The sequence below is a fragment of the Streptomyces sp. NRRL F-5123 genome (assembly GCF_000721495.1).
Classification (GTDB): Bacteria; Actinomycetota; Actinomycetes; order Streptomycetales; family Streptomycetaceae; genus Actinacidiphila.
Window position 1 is genome coordinate 1 of the sequence record NZ_JOHY01000182.1, and the last position, 488, is coordinate 488.

Genomic DNA, 488 nt, shown 5'->3' on the forward strand with positions numbered 1-488 from the left:
ACCCCTGAACGCCTTCCAGATCGCCTTCGAAGGCCGGCTCACCCCGGCCAACAACTGAACCCCAACAACCAAGATCAGCCGTTAACTGGACACACCCCCAGGCCGGGCGGATGACCGCTCCCCCGGTCCACGAAGGGACCGGGGGAGCGGTAGCACTACTGCTGCGTGGTCAGCTCCACTTCTGGTTGCTGCCCCCGTTGCAGGACCACAGCTCGATCTGCGTCCCGTTGGCGGTAGCGGCACCCGTCGCGTCGAGGCAGAGTCCGGACTGGACGCCGACGATGGTTCCGTCGGAGTTGACGCGCCACTTCTGGTTGTCGCCGCCCCAGCAGGAGTAGATCTGGACCTTGGTGCCGTTGGCGGTGCCGGCGGCGTCGAGGCACTTGCCGAGGATCTGCAGTTCACCGGCGGAGGTGCTGGTGAACTGCTGGTTGGCCTGGCCGTTGCAGTCCCACAGCTGGAGCTGGGTGCCGTCGGTGGTGGTGGAG

1 protein-coding gene is annotated in these 488 nt (G+C 66.4%); it reads right to left on the minus strand.

The genetic code is table 11. The annotated features are described in order from the left end of the window. Positions 1–169: 169 nt before the first annotated feature. The coding region (locus tag IH54_RS0138820) for an RICIN domain-containing protein (RefSeq protein ID WP_031526369.1) at positions 170–488 on the minus strand (319 nt) is incomplete at its 5' end.